The sequence below is a fragment of the Sphingomonas sp. CBMAI 2297 genome, from assembly GCF_029870595.1.
In the GTDB taxonomy this organism is placed as follows: Bacteria; Pseudomonadota; Alphaproteobacteria; order Sphingomonadales; family Sphingomonadaceae; genus Sphingomonas.
Window position 1 is genome coordinate 1 of the sequence record NZ_JAPDIR010000014.1, and the last position, 16783, is coordinate 16783.

The 16783-nt window shown below is 67.9% G+C and carries 20 protein-coding genes and 1 tRNA gene; 11 read left to right on the forward strand and 10 right to left on the reverse strand.

Annotation, left to right across the window (positions count from 1 at the left end; all coding sequences use genetic code 11):
* Positions 1-590: 590 nt before the first annotated feature.
* Positions 591-1205 (forward strand): porin family protein, encoded by a 615-nt coding sequence (locus tag OMP43_RS17535; RefSeq protein ID WP_280280826.1) that lies wholly within the window; start codon positions 591-593, stop codon positions 1203-1205.
* On the opposite strand, the gene OMP43_RS17540 is transcribed toward OMP43_RS17535, so the two are convergent.
* Positions 1202-2131 (reverse strand): LysR substrate-binding domain-containing protein, encoded by a 930-nt coding sequence (locus OMP43_RS17540; RefSeq protein WP_280280827.1) that lies wholly within the window; start codon positions 2129-2131, stop codon positions 1202-1204. The genes OMP43_RS17535 and OMP43_RS17540 overlap by 4 nt on opposite strands.
* 115 nt (positions 2132-2246) lie before the next feature.
* Between OMP43_RS17540 and OMP43_RS17545 the strand changes: the two genes are divergently transcribed.
* From OMP43_RS17545 to purC, 3 genes are all read left to right on the forward strand, one after another.
* The gene (locus OMP43_RS17545) at positions 2247-2567 is read left to right on the forward strand and encodes a UrcA family protein (RefSeq protein ID WP_280280828.1); all 321 of its coding nucleotides are present in this window, start codon (positions 2247-2249) and stop codon (positions 2565-2567) included.
* Positions 2568-2739: 172 nt separating this feature from the next.
* Positions 2740-3663 (forward strand): hypothetical protein, encoded by a 924-nt coding sequence (locus OMP43_RS17550; RefSeq protein ID WP_280280829.1) that lies wholly within the window; start codon positions 2740-2742, stop codon positions 3661-3663.
* 199 nt (positions 3664-3862) lie between these two features.
* Positions 3863-4642 (forward strand): phosphoribosylaminoimidazolesuccinocarboxamide synthase, encoded by a 780-nt coding sequence (gene purC, locus OMP43_RS17555; protein WP_280280830.1) that lies wholly within the window; start codon positions 3863-3865, stop codon positions 4640-4642.
* A gap of 6 nt (positions 4643-4648) precedes the next feature.
* Here purC and OMP43_RS17560 read toward each other — a convergent pair whose 3' ends face one another.
* The gene (locus tag OMP43_RS17560) at positions 4649-4996 is read right to left on the reverse strand and encodes a hypothetical protein (protein WP_280280831.1); all 348 of its coding nucleotides are present in this window, start codon (positions 4994-4996) and stop codon (positions 4649-4651) included.
* Here OMP43_RS17560 and purS point away from each other — a divergent pair.
* Together purS and purQ are read left to right on the forward strand one after the other, a co-directional pair.
* Positions 4983-5213, forward strand: a complete 231-nt coding sequence (purS, locus tag OMP43_RS17565) for a phosphoribosylformylglycinamidine synthase subunit PurS (protein ID WP_183996438.1) — start codon at positions 4983-4985, stop codon at positions 5211-5213. The genes OMP43_RS17560 and purS overlap by 14 nt on opposite strands.
* Positions 5210-5875, forward strand: coding sequence for a phosphoribosylformylglycinamidine synthase subunit PurQ (purQ, locus tag OMP43_RS17570; protein WP_280280832.1), 666 nt, complete (start codon positions 5210-5212; stop codon positions 5873-5875). The genes purS and purQ overlap by 4 nt, the downstream gene beginning before the upstream one ends.
* Before the next feature lie 17 nt (positions 5876-5892).
* On the opposite strand, the gene OMP43_RS17575 is transcribed toward purQ, so the two are convergent.
* The 3 genes from OMP43_RS17575 to OMP43_RS17585 all read right to left on the reverse strand — a co-directional run bounded on the left by OMP43_RS17575 (position 5893) and on the right by OMP43_RS17585 (position 8998).
* Positions 5893-7236, reverse strand: a complete 1344-nt coding sequence (locus tag OMP43_RS17575) for a methyl-accepting chemotaxis protein (protein ID WP_280280833.1) — start codon at positions 7234-7236, stop codon at positions 5893-5895.
* A 145-nt stretch (positions 7237-7381) separates the two neighbouring features.
* Positions 7382-8212, reverse strand: coding sequence for an alpha/beta hydrolase (locus OMP43_RS17580; protein WP_280280834.1), 831 nt, complete (start codon positions 8210-8212; stop codon positions 7382-7384).
* A 36-nt stretch (positions 8213-8248) separates the two neighbouring features.
* Positions 8249-8998 (reverse strand): queuosine precursor transporter, encoded by a 750-nt coding sequence (locus tag OMP43_RS17585; RefSeq protein ID WP_280280835.1) that lies wholly within the window; start codon positions 8996-8998, stop codon positions 8249-8251.
* A 58-nt stretch (positions 8999-9056) separates the two neighbouring features.
* Here OMP43_RS17585 and OMP43_RS17590 point away from each other — a divergent pair.
* The 3 genes from OMP43_RS17590 to OMP43_RS17600 all read left to right on the forward strand — a co-directional run bounded on the left by OMP43_RS17590 (position 9057) and on the right by OMP43_RS17600 (position 11172).
* Positions 9057-9133: transfer RNA gene (locus OMP43_RS17590), tRNA-Arg, on the forward strand.
* 573 nt (positions 9134-9706) lie between these two features.
* Positions 9707-10615 (forward strand): NPP1 family protein, encoded by a 909-nt coding sequence (locus OMP43_RS17595; protein WP_280280836.1) that lies wholly within the window; start codon positions 9707-9709, stop codon positions 10613-10615.
* Positions 10616-10689: 74 nt separating this feature from the next.
* Positions 10690-11172, forward strand: a complete 483-nt coding sequence (locus OMP43_RS17600) for a hypothetical protein (protein ID WP_280280837.1) — start codon at positions 10690-10692, stop codon at positions 11170-11172.
* Between the two features lie 263 nt (positions 11173-11435).
* Here OMP43_RS17600 and OMP43_RS17605 read toward each other — a convergent pair whose 3' ends face one another.
* Positions 11436-11666 carry a hypothetical protein gene (locus OMP43_RS17605; protein WP_280280838.1) on the reverse strand — a complete coding sequence of 77 codons (231 nt, stop codon included), beginning with the start codon at positions 11664-11666 and terminating at the stop codon, positions 11436-11438.
* Between the two features lie 85 nt (positions 11667-11751).
* Here OMP43_RS17605 and OMP43_RS17610 point away from each other — a divergent pair, with 85 nt between their 5' ends.
* Both OMP43_RS17610 and OMP43_RS17615 read left to right on the forward strand, forming a co-directional pair.
* Positions 11752-12912: an aminotransferase gene (locus OMP43_RS17610; protein WP_280280839.1), complete on the forward strand. Its 1161-nt coding sequence runs from the start codon at positions 11752-11754 to the stop codon at positions 12910-12912.
* Between the two features lie 113 nt (positions 12913-13025).
* Positions 13026-13721: a hypothetical protein gene (locus OMP43_RS17615; RefSeq protein ID WP_280280840.1), complete on the forward strand. Its 696-nt coding sequence runs from the start codon at positions 13026-13028 to the stop codon at positions 13719-13721.
* A 67-nt stretch (positions 13722-13788) separates the two neighbouring features.
* Here the strand turns inward: OMP43_RS17615 and mtnA are convergent, their stop codons facing one another.
* The 4 genes from mtnA to mtnB all read right to left on the reverse strand — a co-directional run bounded on the left by mtnA (position 13789) and on the right by mtnB (position 16744).
* Entirely contained in the window at positions 13789-14835 is a 1047-nt protein-coding gene (gene mtnA, locus OMP43_RS17620) for an S-methyl-5-thioribose-1-phosphate isomerase (protein WP_280280841.1), read from the reverse strand.
* Positions 14832-15470, reverse strand: a complete 639-nt coding sequence (gene mtnC / locus OMP43_RS17625) for an acireductone synthase (protein WP_280280842.1) — start codon at positions 15468-15470, stop codon at positions 14832-14834. Before mtnC ends, mtnA begins: the two co-directional genes overlap by 4 nt.
* 117 nt (positions 15471-15587) lie before the next feature.
* The gene (locus OMP43_RS17630) at positions 15588-16130 is read right to left on the reverse strand and encodes a cupin domain-containing protein (protein ID WP_348538610.1); all 543 of its coding nucleotides are present in this window, start codon (positions 16128-16130) and stop codon (positions 15588-15590) included.
* The gene (gene mtnB / locus OMP43_RS17635; RefSeq protein ID WP_280280844.1) at positions 16127-16744 is read right to left on the reverse strand and encodes a methylthioribulose 1-phosphate dehydratase; all 618 of its coding nucleotides are present in this window, start codon (positions 16742-16744) and stop codon (positions 16127-16129) included. Before mtnB ends, OMP43_RS17630 begins: the two co-directional genes overlap by 4 nt.
* Positions 16745-16783: the final 39 nt, after the last annotated feature.

Below are 16783 nucleotides of genomic sequence, written 5' to 3' on the forward strand. Positions count from 1 at the left end.
CCCCCGTCCCCCCTTCGCCGCCATCCCTTCCCTGTCACCCCCGCGCAGGCGGGGATCCAGGATAGCGGGGGACAAAGATCCCAGCGGGCGAGCACTCTCCGAAGCGCGGGGCTTGACCGTGCGCAATCCGCCCTTGGCCCTGGATCCCCGCCTGCGCGGGGATGACGAAGGGGCCGCAGGGATGACGAAGGGGCCGCGGGGATGACCGAGGGGCCGCGGGGATCACGGCTGAAGGAAAGGGGATGACGGCAAGGGCTTGGGCCGTGCCCCGGGGCGGATCGTCACTCAGCGGCTTCAGGCAGGTACCACGGGCGGGCACCTCAGGATTCCCCATCTGATATCTCGCACGGGGTGACCGGGCGGATGAAGCCATCGGCGGCCCACACTCCCGATATCCATTGCGCATAGAATAGGGCCAGCACCCGGCGATCAGCCACGATGCCGCCATAATCCCCGCCTTAATCCCAACAACTACTTGCCGTTTTCCGTAATCCTCCTCAGGTATCGAAATTTTTCTACAGGCTATTACGGGATACCTAAGCTCGTTCCGTCTCCGAAACACAGGGGAACTCGAACGAAAGCACACAATAATGCGTAACGCGATCCTGATCGCCGCCGCCGCGACTTGCCTCGTCGGCGCGAATACTGCCCTTGCGCAGGAAACCAACAATACCCCCGCCAGCAGCTTCGCCGGACCGCGCGTCGAAGCCACGATCGGCCTCGACCAGAGCGGCGACGACGCCGTCAGCGGCAAGGAACTGACCGGCATGCGCGCCGGCGGCGCTGTCGGCTATGACGTCGCCATCGGGAAGCGCGTCACGCTCGGTGTCGAGGCGGGGATCGGCTGGATGGTCGCCGGCAACACCAAATTCGGCCCCTTCCCGCCCAACACCACCGAAACCTACCGGACCAGCGCCGGGCGCGACATCGATATCTCCGGGCGCATCGGCTATGCGCTGAGCCCGAGGACGCTGATCTACGCCAAGGCCGGCTGGGCCGAGCAGAGCTACAGCACGCGCTCCAGCACGGGCAAGAAATATGACGACCTGAAGTCCAACGGCGTTCGGCTGGGCGCCGGCCTCGAGCAGAAGCTCACCTCGAACGTCTATGCCAAGGCCGAATATCGCTACACGCGCTATGAGGATATCGGCAACTTCAAGAAAGACCGCCACCAGCTGCTGACCGGCATCGGGGTGCGCTTCTAAGCCGCCTCCGGGGGGACGAGCGCGCCATGCGGATCGTCCCCCAATGCGGTCTTCACTTCCTCCAGCAGCCAGTCGCGAAAGGCGCGGATCTTCGGCTGGTTGCGCTTGCCATCGGCATACATCAGCCAGAAGGCGTTCCGGTACTGCGCGATCTGGGGAAGCGGCTGGACGAGCTGCCCCGCATCGATCGCGGTCTGCCACATCGGCGGACTCAGGATCGCGACGCCGTGCCCGGCGATCGCGGCATTGCCGTCCAGGATCTGCGAATCGAAGCGGATGCCCGCCGCCTGGCTGGTATCCGGCGCCGCACCCATCGCCGCCGCGAACCACAAGTCCCACCAATCGTCGCGATAGGTGAGGCGCGGTAGCTCGAGCAGGTCCCGCGGGGTGCGGATCGGCGGATGCTCGGCGAGGAAGGCGGGATTGGCGAGCGGAGTGATCGGCATCCGCATCAGGAAATGGCAGCCATGCCCCGGCAGCGGGCCCGGCGCGCCGCGCAGCGCGACATCGGCCTCGCCCGCCAGCAGGTCGATCATCTCGTCCCCGACATGCAGCCGCACGGCAAGGTCCGGGCGCGCGAGCTGGAACGAGCCCAGCCGGCTCGCCAGCCAGTTGGTCGCCAGGGTGCGGGGCGCGGTGATGCTGATGACGCTTTCCGTTTCGGCATGGACCGCGGCAAAGGCGTCCCCCATCGCATCGAACGCGCCCGTCACCTGCGGCGCGATCCGCCGTCCGAGATCGGTGAGCGCGATGCCGCGCCCGCTGCGCGCGAACAGCGGCGCGCCCAGCCGCTCCTCGAGCAGCTTCATCTGATAGCTCACCGCCGCCTGGGTCATCCCCAGTTCTTCGGCGGCGCGCGTGAAATTGCCGTGCCGGGAAGCGGCCTCGAACACGCGGACGGCGGCGAGCGGAGGAAGGCGACGCATCTCTATATACAAGCACAGCTTATGATACTTTGCCAATGATTTGTTGGCCCGGCGGCGGGTTCGGGCGCAAATGAACGGGGTGCCGAACATGGCGCGACATCCAAGGAACCAAGCCATGATCAAGACCCTCATCCCGCTCCTGCTGATCCTCTCCCCGGCCGCCGTGCCGGTGATCGCCCAGGCCCGGCAGGGCGATGGGAGCGTTCGCATCTCCTATGCCGATCTCGACCTGTCGCGCGCCGCGGACCGCCGGGCGCTGGACCGGCGCCTCGCCCGGGCGCTCGACCAGGTCTGCCCGGCCGACCGGCCCGGCTATCTGACCCCGGCGCCCGACGCGCTGCGCTGCCGGGCGCTTGCCCGCCAGCAGATCGCCGCGGCGCGCCAGCATGCGCTGGCCCAGCGCGGCGGCGTGGTCCGGATCTCCGCCGTTCCCTGATCGATCCCTCGGAACCGCGAAGCGGCGGGCGGCCTGCAACGCCGCCCGCCAACCATAAGCATCGCTGATATCGCGGACCCCGATCCCGAAAAGGGATGCGCGGCTCGATCCATTCATGTTGGGCCCGTCACAAAATATGGTTACTCCTTGGTCAAGGAACAGGGAGGAACCCATGCGAGTCGTTTGGGCATTGGCGGCGCTTGCGCTGCTCGCGGGATGCGACGATCTCAATCGACCGCCGGCGGACGGCAAGGACCGTTCCGAATTCGGATCGGCGGCCAATGCCGAGGCGTTCGCCTCGACCGGCACCGGCTTCGACTATCGCTATGCCTATCGCCTGCCCGGCGCCAAGGTGAAGGGCGTGCTCCAGTCCAATGCCGATGCCTGCGACCGGATGGGGCCGGCGCGCTGCCGCATCCTCGCGATGCGGTATCGCGTCGATGACGGCAACCACACCCGCGCGGTGCTCACCATCCGCATCGATCCGTCGATCGCGCGCCGGTTCGGCGATGCCGTCACCGCGAATGTGGCGACCGCCTATGGCGTGCTGACCGACACCGAGATCAGCGGCGCCGACGCCACCGCCTCGGCGCGCAGCATCGCGGTGGTGAAGCGGCTGCAGGACCAGCTGCAGAATGCGCGCACCAGCACCACGCCGGACGGCCAGGCCCGCGCCGCGCGCCTGCAGAACGCGCTCGCGGTGATCGCCGAGGTGGAGGCGAGCCAGGGCCAGACGCTGGCCAACACGCCGATGCTGTTCACCTATGAATCGAGCAGCGCGCTGAGCGGCCTGGGATCGTCCGAGGCCAATTTCCGCACCGCGGGCCAGACGCTCGAGAATTCGGTCGCCCAGCTCGTCCAGCTGCTCGCCAGCATCGGGCCATGGTGCCTGCTGATGCTGGCGGTGGTGCTGGTCCTGCGCTGGATCATCCATGGCCGCGCGGTGGGCCCCGATGTCGAGCCGCGTCACGACGACGGCTATGACAATGGCCATGAGGGGAGCCATGACGGCCGGGACAATCGCGCCCGTAGCGACAATCGCAACCTCATCCAGCGCTGGTTCTCCCGCGACGACGCGGAAGAGCATACGCACTGATTGCCCGGCAAGCGGGGACGGCGCGCACCGCCCCCGCCTCGCCGCCTGCAAGTGGCAAAGTGCCGGATTAGCACCCATGGGCGAGGATGCATGATTGCACCCCTCTCCCCCTTTGGGTATAGCCCCACCTCTCGCCCCGGCAGGCCAGCGGATTCCCCGCGCCGCCGGGGCAATGACTTTCCAGGGGAACGAGCACCCGATGGCACGCCGCCGGCAGATCTACGAAGGCAAGGCTAAGATCCTCTACGAGGGTCCCGAGCCCGGCACGCTGATCCAGTATTTCAAGGATGACGCGACGGCCTTCAACGCCCAGAAGAAGGGCACGATCAACGGCAAGGGCGTGCTCAACAACCGGATTTCCGAGCATGTCTTCACGCTGCTCGCCGGCATCGGCATCCCGACGCACTTCATCCGCCGCCTCAACATGCGCGAGCAGCTGATCCGCCAGGTCGAGATCGTGCCGATCGAAGTGGTGGTGCGCAACATCGTCGCCGGCTCGCTCTCCAAGAAGCTGGGGATCGAGGAAGGCACGCCACTGCCCCGGACGATCATCGAATATTACTACAAGGACGATGCGCTCGGCGACCCGCTGGTCACCGACGAGCACATATTGTGCTTCGGCTGGGCGAGCCAGGAAGAGCTGCACGACATGGCCGACATGGCCATCCGCGTGAACGACTTCCTGTCGGGCCTCTTCGCCGGCATCGGCATCCGCCTGGTCGACTTCAAGCTCGAATTCGGCCGGATCTGGGACAATGACTATAGCCGCATCATCCTGGCCGACGAGATCAGCCCGGACGGCTGCCGCCTGTGGGACATCGCCACCGGCGAGAAGCTCGACAAGGACCGCTTCCGCCGCGACCTGGGCGGCGAAGTCGAAGCCTATCAGGAAGTCGCGCGCCGGCTCGGCCTGTTTCCGGAAGGCGATGATTCGGCCGTGCTCGACCTGGAAAGCCATCGCAAGCGCCGCGGAAAATAAGCTCGGTCAGGATCGCATGCGCCCCGCGCGGCGCATCGCGGCCACCAGCACGCCTGCGGCCAGGAGCAGGAACAGCGCACCGCCAATGGCCAGCGTCTCGTTCGCCCGCGCCGCTCGCGCGGATGCACCGATCGCACAGTTCAACCCGTGGCAATATTGCAGCGCCAGGAAATCGAGACCCAGGGCCGTCCAATAGAGGATGGTGGCCAGCCCACAAACGAGCCACCATGCGATGCGGCGCCGTCTCGACATCCGGGATGCATGGCATTGCCCGGCAGATCGCCAGATGCCTGAACTCCAGCCTTGCAGCGAAGCCCCGGGGGCGCCATAGGCCCTGCCCATGAAGCTCCGCATCATCGTCACCTTGAAGAACGGCGTGCTCGATCCCCAGGGCAAGGCCATCCAGCATGCCTTGGGCGGCCTCGGGTTCGAGGGCGTGGAGGATGTCCGCGCCGGCAAGATCTTCGAGCTCGAGCTGGCCGATTCGACCAGCGACGAAGCAGTTGACGAGATGTGCCGCAAGCTGCTCGCCAACACCGTCATCGAAAACTACCGGGTGGAAAAGCTGTGAAGACCGCGGTCATCGTCTTTCCGGGTTCCAACTGCGATCGCGACATCGCAGTCGCGCTGGAGGCGGTGACGGGGGTGAAGCCCCATATGGTCTGGCACGGCGAGAGCGAGCTGCCCCAGGGCCTGGGCCTGATCGCCCTGCCCGGCGGCTTCTCCTATGGCGACTATCTGCGCTGCGGCGCGATCGCGGCGCGATCGCCGGTGGTGCGGGCCGTGGTCGAGGCGGCCGACAAGGGCATGCCCGTGATCGGCATCTGCAACGGCTTCCAGGTGCTCACCGAGACCGGGCTGCTGCCCGGCGCGCTGATGCGCAATTCCGGCCTCAACTTCGTGTGCCGCGACGTGCCGCTGACGGTCGACAATTCGCAGTCGATCTTCACTTCGGCCTATCGCTCGGGCGAAGCGATCACGATCCCCGTGGCGCATCATGACGGCAACTACTTCGCCGATGCCGAAACGCTCGACCGGGTCGAAGGCGAAGGCCGTGTCGCCTTCCGCTACGCCGCCGACATCAACGGCTCGGCCCGCAACATCGCCGGCGTGCTCAACAAGGCGGGCAATGTGCTCGGCATGATGCCTCACCCCGAGCGCCGCATCGAGGCCGCGCATGGCGGCACCGACGGCCGGCGCCTGTTCGAGGGCCTGCTCGAGGCGGTGGCGTAGGCCGCCCACCGCCCGGCTCAGTGCAGCGCGGACACCGCCTGCTCGCCGCGTGACGACGCTGCCAGGCCCGGAGTCGGGAAGGACAGCGGCCGCCCGCCGCCCGTCACCCGGAAGCGCCCGGCCTGGTCGGCGAGCGTGGCGATCTCCACGGTGAGATTGCGCGCCGCCGCCGAAGTCTCCTCGACCATCGCGGCATTCTGCTGAGTCGACTGGTCCATCGCGCCGATCGCGGTGCTGATCTCGCCGATCGCTACCGACTGGGCCTGATTGTCGTCGGCCATCTGGTTGAGCAGCGTATGCACATCGCCCACATCCTCGGCGATGTTCGCCAGCGCGCCATCGACCTTCTCGACCATCTCCACGGCGGCGAGGATGTCGACCTGAGTCGCGGTGAGCTGCTCGCGGGCGCGGCCGGCCTCTTCCTCGGCGCGCATGGCCAGCGCCGAGACCAGGTCGGCCACGACCGCGAAGCCCCTGCCCGCCTCGCCCGCGCGGCCGGCCTCGACGGCGGCGTTCATCGCGAGCACGCGAGTCTGGAAGGCGATCTTGTCGAGCCCTTCGATCACCGAGTCGATGCCCTTGGCGCTGTCGTTGACGCGGTTCATCGCCTGCACCGCCTGATCGACCACCTCGCGGCCGCCCGAGACCGTGGTGGTGGCGCCATCGGCGCGCGCCACGGTGCGGCTCGCCGCGGCGGCGGTCGCCTTCAGGCGCTGGTCCATCTGGGTGATCGCGGCCGAAGTCTGCTCGAGGCTGGCGGCATTCGCCTCGGTCCGGCGCGCGAGATCCTCCGACGCCTGGGCGATCTCGCCCGATCCGGTGCGGATCGCGGCGCTGCTCTCCCCCACCGCGCCGAGCAGCTTGCGCAGCGAGGCGAGCGCCGCGTTGAAATTGTCGCGCAGCTTCGCATAGGCGGCGGGATATTCCTCGACGATGTCGGCGGTCAGGTCGCCTTCGGCCAGCCGCTCGAGATTGACGGTCATGCCGCGCACGATCTCGCCATGATGCTCGGCTTCCTCATTCTGCCGGATCTGGGCGGCGGCGGTGTCGCGGAACGAGAACATCGCCTTGGTCAGGCGGCCGACACAGTCCCGATAGTCGGTGAACTGAATCGGGCTGGCCAGATCGCCGGCGGCCAGCGCCTCCATGCGCACCACGGTCGTCACATAAGGCGTGGCGATCGCGTGCCGATACCAGACGCCCAGCACGGCGGCGACCAGCGTGGCGAGCACGCCGGCGGCGAGCGCGAGCCTGGGCATGAGCATCAACGTCAGCGGCGTGAGCCCGACAAGCCCCACCATGGAACCGAACGACACGAGCAGCTTCTTGCGAATGGGCGCGTTGGCGATGAACCAGTGCATGGCAAATCTCTCAGCGGAGGCAACAATATGGTTGCCACTTCCCTCGCTATAGAGAGTTCCCGCAGCGGATCGGCCGTTTCGGCAAATATATGTAACAATAATCCACTATATTAGCCACAAATACGTAACTTCCGTAAATTTGCAGCTATACTCGCGCTTCGATCCAATCGAGGACGTCGCCCATCACGCTTTCCTTGCCGAGATCGGCGAGCAGGTCGTGATAATGCCCCGGGTAGATCTTGAGCGTCTTGTCGCTCGACCCGGCGGTCTCATGGAAGAACTCGCTGCCATGGCACACCGTCGCATGATCGTCGGTGCCGTGCAGGATGAGCAGCGGGATCGTGATCGCGGGAAAACTGTCGCGGAGCCGCTCATCGGCCCGGGCGAGCGCGGCGACGGTGGCAGCGGGCTGCGTCTCGTCCTTGATATAGGGATCGGCGTTGAGCGCGGCCACCACGCCCGGATCCCGCGAGAAATCCTCGTTCTTGAGCTTGAGCACGCCGAGATGGGGCGCGATATGGGCAAGCCCCTTGATCGCGGCGATCAGGAAGCCGGGCGCCGGCACCTGGAAGGCGAAGCTCTCGCAGATGAAGCCGGCGATCTCGGCCTGGTTGTCGAGCACATAGGTGGCGCCGGTGACGCCGCCGGCGCTGTGGCCGAGCAGGAAGACCTTGAGCCCGGGATGGCGCGACTTGGCGATGGCGATCGCCCCGCCGAGATCATGGACGTAATCGGCAATGTCCTCGACATAGAAACGCTCGCCGCCCGAGCGCCCGCGTCCGCGCAGGTCGGGCGCATAGACGGCGAAACCGCGCTCGACCAGCCGCGCGGCGACCCAGGCATATTGGCCGCTATGCGCGTTGAAGCCATGGCAGAGGACCACCACCGCCCGCGCATCGCCCTCGGGCAGCCAGGCGCGGAAGAAGATGTTGACGTGCCCGGTGCTGCCGAAAGTCTCTTCCGTCGTCGCAGTCATGCCCTGTCTCCCGGAGGTCGTTGCCATGAGGGTGCGTCACACCCGCATGGCGAATGGGGTAAAATCAGTTCCCTTGTCGAACACGTCCACGCCCTCGCGGCGCTTGAGGAAGCCGACGACGAGATAGGTGGCCGGCGTCAATATCACTTCCCATGCCACCTTGAGCGCCCATTGGGTGAAGAGCACCTGGACGACCAGCGTGGTGGTCCACCCCTCCGCGCCCAGAAAGGCGAGCGGATAGAAGATGAGGCTGTCGACGCCCTCGCCGGCGATCGTCGAGCCGATCGTGCGGGTCCACAGCATCTTGCCGTCGGTCAGGATCTTCATCCGGGCGAGGACATAGGAATTGACGAACTCGCCGGCCCAGAAGGCGCAGACCGAGGCGAGGACGATGCGCGGCACCTGGCCGAAGATCGTCTGGTACGCGGCCTGGTTGCCCCAGCTCGGCGCCGGCGGCAGCGCCACGACCACCCAGGACATGAACGCCATGAACAGCACCGCGGCGGTGCCCGCCCAGATCACCCGGCGGGCGCGGGCATAGCCATAGACCTCGGTCAGCACGTCGCCGATCACATAGGAGATCGGGAAGAACAGGATGCCGGCGCCGAACGGCCAATAGCCGTTGTAGAACGGCAGCCAGACCTGCGAGACCTTGCCCGCGCCGAGCACGTTCGAGAGCAGGATGATGGCGACGAAGGCGGCCATCACGAAGTCGTAGTAGCGGAAATGCCCGCCCCGCAGCGCGCTCGCGGCGACCTGCACCGGCTTTCCGTCCCCCTGGCTCATGCAAGGAGTATGATCCCGGTTCCGCTGCCGTGCAATCCACGCTAGGGCAACGCTGCGCGCGCCCGTAGCTCAGTTGGATAGAGCACGTGCCTTCTAAGCTCGTGGTCGCTGGTTCGAATCCAGCCGGGCGCGCCATTTCTTGTTCTGGAACCTCGCATGAACTCGGGCGCGCGTTCGCGCTTGCGAACCCTGGCGGGTTCGATGTCACTCCCTTTCGGGCGCGCCATTTCTTGTTCCGGAACCTCGCATGAGCTCGGGCGCGCGTTCGCGCTTGCGAACCCTGGCGGGTTCGATGCCGCTCCCTTCGGGTGCGCCAGCCTTTCGCGGACGCCGGATCGCCGCGCCTGCAAAAACTTTGTCCGGATACGCGCAATCCCCCGTCTCCTCCTGTGAAGGCGTGCGCGCGCGCCGGCATCGGGACGACATGGAAGGGAACCGAGCATCGCCTGCCTGCCCATGGCCCCATGCCCAAAGAAAATTGTTTACCAGAACATCGCCCTATTCACGTCGATAAAACCACAAACAAACGCATCTCTTCAAACAAAATTAACGATCATACCCGGAAACAGAAATATTTATTTCACAATATATCCAAATAATTCTCCACGCGAATCGCTTGAAAAATGAGGATTTACTTTCACAATTCTATGGATTGTGGAGGTAGATGGCGATGCGCAACGTAAGAAACACCATATAACGGGAGATTGTATGGAAAACCAACTTCAGACGCTGAACGGATCGCATGAAGACAGGCAGGGCGCGCGCATGGGCTTCGGCGCGCTGCCTGTCCGCTCCCTCGCCATCGCCGCGTTCGGGGCGCTCATGACGCTGCTGCCGCAAGCGGCGCAGGCCCAGGGCTGGCCGGCGCCGGTCGCGCCGCTGCCGGAACTGGCCACCGCGCTCGACAAGCGCTTCCAGCCGGCGATCGACTTCGACACCGACGTCTGCTTCAACGTGCCGGCGGTCAATGCCGCGGGCGCGATCAGCGCGGGCGCGTCGACCTATGCGACCCGGCCGCCGGCGTCGTGCCGCAACCCCAGCTACCGGACGACGAGCAACGTCTATGTGCGCGCCCGCTGCAACAACGGCTATTGCGCCCGCGTCTACAGCTATTTCTGGCAGTCGGACTTCTCGCACGCCTATGACTGGGAATCGATCATCGTCTGGACGACCGACCAGGGCACCAGCAGCACCGTGGTCGGCGTCACGCGTGGCGATCATGGCGGCTGGGAAACCCGCGCCACCAGCGGCGGCCAGCTGCGCTTCCAGAGCGATTCGACCGGCCAGCACGTCAAGATGGTCTATCACTACGAGACCTGGGGCTTCTCGCACCTGTGGCGCTTCTCGAAGACCGACAATGGCGACGAGCCGCCCGAGAACGGCACCGGCCAGTGGCTGATCCAGCCGCTGATCAGCTGGAACGGCTATCCCTCGGCCAGCGTCCGCAACGCGATCTCCAACTATAATTTCGGCAGCGGCAATTTCGACAACAAGGACGCCCGCTTCTCGGGCGTGCTCGCCGCCACGGTGAACACCAGCATCACGCCGGGGTTCAACCCCAATCTGGATTCGGGACCGAACTCGCCGGGCTGCCCGGCCGGCTCGACCATCTGCTGACCGACTCCGCCCCGCGCCGCCATATTCCCGCGGCGCGGGGCGGAACCCGGCGAGGCTCCGTCATCGAGGTGCGCATGGCAAAGAATCGCAAGGCCGCGCGGCGGGCGCTCGTGCTGGGCGGCATCGCCGCGATCGTCGCGAGCGGCGCCTGGCTCGTCCAGCGCGGCGCGGACGGCGCGGACAGGCCCGTCGAGGGCCTGGTGCGCGTGGACATGCCGGCCATGACGGCGAGCAGCCCGCCATCGGCGGCGCTCCCCGCGGCGCACCTTCCGGCCCTGCCGGACAAGGTTATCGCCCATGTCCGCCAGGCCTATCCGCTGCTCACCGAAGTCGATTTCCGCTGCGATGCCGGCGGCTGCGCCGTGACCGCGACGATACCGCCGCCCACCGGCGACGCCTTCCTGAAGCAGCGGCAGGAAATGCTGCTCGGCGGCCTGGCCCGGACAGTCGCGGCGGACGGCTACACCATGCTCGGCCCGGTCCAGATGGACGAGGTCGCGTTCAACGTCTTCCGCATCCGCGCAGCGGTGGCGCAGGCGCGCGGGCAGGTCCGATAGGCCGGGCCGGGCGGCGCGCCGCCGACCGACGGGAACGGCCGAACAGGAGCGCCAAAACGGGCGCCCCGGCAAGCAAGGCGCCCGTCAGGCACCGGCACGGGCGTCGATCCGGTCCGGCACAGGGATGTATGCCGGCGCAACTGTCGGGTTCAGGTCGCGCCGGCACGCTGGCCCTGTGGCCGGGCGTGCCGGGCATGACGAGGCGGGTGCGACGTAGGACGAAGATCGAGCGACGAACCCGGTTCGCCGCCGATCGGCAGAAATTACTTCTTGCCGCCGCGCCAGTAGAGCAGGCCGGCGACGATCGCCGCCGAGCCGATGCCGATCGCGGCGCCCATGCCGATCTGCTTGGCATCGGGCTTCCAGCGCTTCCTGGCCTCGGCAATGTCCTTGACGGCCTGCAGCGCCTCGCTCCCCTCGTGGTGATCGTGCGACGCCTCCTCGACCGGGTGGGGCGACTGGGCATCCTCGGGCAGTGGCGGCTTCTTGCTCATGGTCTTCCTCTATTGGCGCAAGCCTGAACGTCAGGCTAATGCGGCGGTTGCACCCAAAGATGCAAGCCGCCACAAGCTCGGCCCCATGAACCCGCTCTACGCCCGGATGGGCACCACCATCTTCGAAGCCATGTCCGCCCGCGCGCGCGCGACCGGGGCGATCAACCTGGGCCAGGGCTTCGCCGACGGGCGCGGGCCGGAGGCGGTGCTGGAGGCCGCGGCCAGGGCTGTGGTGGAACGGTCGAACCAATATCCGCCGATGCTCGGCCTGCCCGAGCTGCGCCATGCGGTGGCGGACCATTATGCCCGCCACCAGGGGCTCAACCTGACGGCGGAGGAAGTGGTGGTAACCTCCGGCGCGACCGAGGCGCTGGCCGCCGCGATCTTCGCCTGCGTCTCCCCCGGCGACGAGGTGATCTGCTTCCAGCCGCTCTACGACGCCTATGTGCCGCTGATCCGCCAGGCCGGCGGCGTGCCGAAATTCGTGCGCCTCCAGCCGCCCGAATGGAAGATCGACCGGGCGGCGCTGGAAGCCGCGGTGTCGAGCCGGACGCGCGCGCTGATCCTCAACAACCCGCTCAATCCCGCCGCGACCATGTGCGGCGCGGACGCGCTGGCGATGCTCGCCGATTTCTGCGTCGCGCACGACCTGATCGCGATCTGCGACGAGGTATGGGAGCATGTCACCTTCGACGGCGCCCGCCACCTGCCGCTGATCGGCTTCCCCGGCATGCGCGAGCGCACGGTGAAGATCGGCTCGGCCGGCAAGATCTTCGCGCTGACCGGCTTCAAGGTCGGATGGATGTGCGCCGCCCCCGCCATCGCCCGCGTGCTTTCCAAGGCGCATCAGTTCCTCACCTTCACCACGCCGCCCAACCTGCAATGGGCGGTCGCCGAGGGGCTCGCCACCCAGGACGGCTGGGTGCAGGAGGCCCGCCACCGCTTCCAGCACGGCCGCGACCGGCTGCGCGCCGGGCTCGCCGCCGCCGGCTTCGCGGTGCTGCCGAGCGCGGCGACCTATTTCCTCTCGGTCGACCTCGCCGCCTCGGGCATCGCCCTGGACGATGTCGCCTTCGCCAACCGGCTGATCGACGAGGCCGGCGTCGCCTGCATCCCCGTCTCGGCCTTTTATGCCGAGCAGCCGGTGACCAGCGTGGCGCGCTTCTGCTTCGTCAAGGAAGACGCCACGCTCGACGCCGCGATCGCCCGAATCGCCGAGGCCCGGGAACGGCTGGCCAGCGGCTGACCGGCCGGCGGCGGGGCGGTTCACCCACGGAACGGCCCGCTTCGCCGTGCGGCGTGCAACTCGTCTCGTTTCCGGCACGTTCGCCGCGCCGCGGGACAGATTGGAGTTGTACCATGCGTAACATCAAGTTCCTGATGCGCGGCGCGGCGGTGACCGCGCTGCTCGTCGCGACCCCGTCGCTCGCCCAGAGCCGCATCGACCGGGCGCGCACCGCCGTGACCGAGGCCACCGCCAAGGTGGAGGCGGCGCAGACCGCCGGTGCCCAGACCTATGCCGGCGAGACCATGGCCAAGGCCGAGGAGGCGCTGCGCGTCGCCAAGGACCAGCTGGCGCGCGACCATCGCGATTCGACGATCAACGAAGCGCGCCGCGCCTCGGGCCTGGCCGACCAGGCACTGGCCGAGGCCGAGCGCAACAAGGACGCGCGCATGGCGGCCGAGCGCGACGCACGCCGTGATGCGCAGGCCGCGGCGGCCTCGGCTTCGGCGGACGCGGCGGCGGAGGCCAGCCAGCGCGCGGCCGCGCAAGATGCCGCGGCGGTGGCCCAGGGCAATGCGGCGGCGGCGAACGCCCGTGCCGACATGGCCGCCCAGGCGGCGCAATCGGCGGCGGCGGATGCGGCGGCGGTGCGCGCCGCGGCGGCCCAGCCGGTCGCGACCACGATCGAGACCACCACGACCCAGCCGGCGGCGCGCAAGACGACGACGGTGCGGAAGGCGCCGGTGCGCAGGACCACCAGCACCACCGTGTCGCGCCCGGCCGCGGCATCGACCACCACGACCACCACGGTGAAGACCGAGCCGCGCTGAGGCGGAGTCCTGCGATCAAGGGCGATGGCGCGAGGCACGCATTCCGCGCCGCCTCGCGCGCCCGGGGTCAGATCCTGTCCAGCACCCCGCGCTCGGTGATGTAGCCCGTCACCAGCCGCGCGGGGGTCACGTCGAATGCTGGATTGGCGGCGGGGGAGTCGGTGACACGGACAGTTCCGATTTCCCCGCTTGCCCCCGGCCCGCTCAGCCGGGTCAGCTCCTCGGCGCTGCGCTCCTCGATCGGGATGTCGGCGCCGCTCTCGGTGTTCGGGTCGAACGTGGTGTAGGGCAGCGCGACATAGAAGGGCACATCATTGTCGTGCGCGGCGAGCGCCTTCAGATAGGTGCCGATCTTGTTGCAGACATCGCCGTTGCGGGTAACGCGATCGGTGCCGACCACCACCGCGTCGACCTGCCCCTTCATCATCAGCAGGCCGCCGGCATTGTCGGCGATCACCGTGTGCGGCACGCCGTGGTTGCGCAGCTCGAACGCGGTCAGCAGCGCGCCCTGATTGCGCGGGCGCGTCTCGTCCACCCAGACATGGACCGGGATGCCGGCATCGTGCGCGAGATAGATCGGCGCGGTGGCGGTGCCGTAATCGACCGTGGCGAGCCAGCCTGCGTTGCAATGGGTGAGGATGTTGAGCGGGCGATCGGGATTGCGCGCATGGAGTTCGCGGAACAGCTCCAGGCCATGCTCGCCGATCGCGCGGCAGAGCCCGGCATCCTCGTCGCAGATTTCGTCGGCGCGCCGGAACGCCGCCGCCGCCCGCTCGCCCTCGGGCAGCTCGGCGACCGCCGCGCGAACCGCGTCGAGCGCCCAGCGCAGGTTGATCGCGGTCGGGCGCGTCTCGAACAGCGTCTCGTACGCCGCCTGGAGGTTCGCGTCGCCGGGATCGGCCGCGAGCGCCATCGCATAGCCATAGGCGGCGGTGGCGCCGATCATCGGCGCGCCGCGCGTCCACATCTCGCGGATCGCCACCGCGGCGGCATCGACGTCGCGCAGTTCGACCCATTGCACTTCCCAGGGAAGCTTGCGCTGGTCGAGGATGACCACGCCCCTGCCGTCTTCGGTGCGGCGGATCGAGCGCGTGGGACGGCCTTCGAGGATCATGGGAGCACTTCCGCCAGAGAATGGATGTCGGCCGGGCCGCCTTCGCGGTCGATCAGCAGCGCCTGGAGCCCCGCCTCGTGCGCGGCATCGACTTCGGCGGCCATGTCCGAGACGAACAGCAGCTCGGAAGGCGCGAGATCGAGGGCGTCGACGATCCTGGAATAGGAATCGCTGTCGCGCTTGGGGCCGGTGGTCGTGTCGAAATAGCGGCTGAGGAACGGCGTCAGGTCGCCGGCGATCGAATGGCCGAAGATCAGCTTCTGCGCGGCGATCGAGCCGGAGGAATAGATGTTCACCGTGAGGCCGGCTGCCGTCCAGCGGCGCAGCGCCTCGGGCGTGTCGGGATAGACATGCCCCTTGAGCTCGCCATCGGCATAGCCCCGGGCCCAGATCAGGCCCTGGAGCGTCTTGAGCGGGGTTTCCTTGCGATCCTCGTCGATCCACGCGAGCAGCGTGGCGACGGGATCGTCGCCCGGCACCTGGGCCAGGATCGGCGCGGCGACTTCGGGATTGTTCGCAACGAATTCCGCCAGATGCTTGCGCGCATAGGGGAAAAGCTCGTCGGCGACGAAGCTGATGCTGCTCGTCGTGCCTTCGATGTCGAGGAGGATGGCCTTGGGTGGAGTGTGGGTCATTCTTCTTTCGTCCCCCCGCCCCTTTCGTCATCCCCGCGCAGGCGGGGATCCAGGATAGCAGAGCGACGTCCTTCACGACTCTGGATCCCCGCCTGCGCGGGGATGACGGTGGTTGGCTCAGGCCGGCTCGTGCCGGGGGAAGCGGTCCGCAATGGCGTCGCCGGTGAAGTTGGCGATCCAGCCGTCCGCATTGGTGAACAGGCGGATCGCGGTGAAGCGCGGGCTCGGCCCCATGTCGAACCAGTGGCGGGTGCCGGCCGGAACCGAGATCAGGTCGCCTTCCTCGCACAGCACGGCATAGATCCTCTCGCCTTCGCGCAGGGTGAACAGCCCCTCGCCCTCGACGAAGAAGCGGACCTCATCCTCCGAATGGCGATGCTCGGAAAGGAACTTGGTGCGCAGGGCACCCTTTTCGGGATGATCGGGCACCATGCGGATCACGTCGACGGACTGGTAGCCCTTCTCGGCCTTGAGCCGCTCGACCTCGGGGGCGAAGGCCTCGAGCACTTCGTCCTGCCCGGCATCGGCGGCGAGCGGGCGCGAGGGCCATTGCTCGAAGCGGACGCCGATCCCGCCGAGCGCGGCGGCGATGTCGCCGGCATCGCGCGTATCGGTGAGCGGCGCGCCGCCCGCCTCGTCGAAGACCCTGAGATGCGTCATCGCTTCCATGCCCTTTCGGCCAGTTCGGCGGCGATCAGCCATTCGGTGCCCTCGAGCACGCGCTCGGCCTCGGCCAGGTCCTTGCCCCAGGCATAGAGCCCGTGGCTGCGGATAAGATAGGCCGGCGCGGCGCCCGGCGCCAGCAGCGCGGGCGTCACCGCCGCCTCGATCACCGCCATGTCCTGGCTGTTGTCGACGATGGGCAGGCGGATCTCGGCCTCGTGCGTGGCGTTGCCGGGGAAGACCTTGAGCATCTCATGGCCGGCGAACACCCATTCGCCGGCATCGGCGGCGGCGCGGGTCATGCCGACGGCCTCGGGCGAGTGCCCGTGGAGCACGGCGCCCGTGCCGGGAAACAGCCGGTAGATGGCAAGGTGCAGCGCGGTCTCGGCCGAGGGCTTGCCGGGGGTGAGCCCCTTCCCCTCCAGGTCGACCCGCATGATGCCGGCGGGCGTCAGCCGGCCCTTGTGCCAGCCGGACACGGTGACGGCGACGCTGCCGTCGTCGAGGCGGACGGAATAATTGCCGGCGGTGGCGGGGGCCCAGCCGCGCGCGTCGAGCCGGCGGCCGACCTCGACCAGCGCGTCGGCGGCATCTGCGAAGGACATCGTCATGCGCGCGGCCTTAGCCGATCCGCGGGCACCCTGGGCAAC